This window comes from Neisseria sp. P0021.S007, from assembly GCF_051956855.1.
Genome location: NZ_JBQCXA010001166.1, coordinates 1 through 523 on the forward strand (window position 1 = coordinate 1; position 523 = coordinate 523).

The window sequence follows — 523 nt, forward strand, 5'->3', positions numbered from 1 at the left end:
GTGTTGCACAGCCAGATGGCGGCAGGCAGGCGCACGCAGGATTATCTGCGCGCAATGTTGGGGCAGGCGAAGTTGGTCATCGGCACGCGGCTGGCGGTGTTCACGCCGATGGATAATGTCGGGCTGATTGTGGTCGATGAAGAACACGACGGCTCGTTCAAACAGGACAACGAATTGCGCTACCACGCCCGCGATTTGGCGGTGTGGCGGGCGAAGCAGAGCGGCTGTCCCGTCGTGTTGGGCAGTGCCACGCCCAGCTTGGAGAGCTGGCACAAGGCGCAAAGCGGCGCGTACCGCCTGCTGCAACTGACCGAGCGCGCCCATGCCGCCGCGCAACTGCCGCAAGTAGAAATTCTCAACGTAGGCCGTCTGAAACTTGACAACGGCTTCTCGCCGCAAGCCTTGCAGCTTTTAAAACAGAATTTTGAAGCAGGTGGCATGTCGCTGGTGTACCTCAACCGGCGCGGTTTCGCGCCCGCGCTGTTTTGCGGCGACTGCGGCCATACCTTCGGCTGTCCAAACT

At 61.2% G+C, this 523-nt stretch carries 1 pseudogene; it reads left to right on the forward strand.

The annotated features are described in order from the left end of the window. Positions 1-523: pseudogene (locus ACTHUR_RS18080) on the forward strand (primosomal protein N'); the annotation flags it as partial.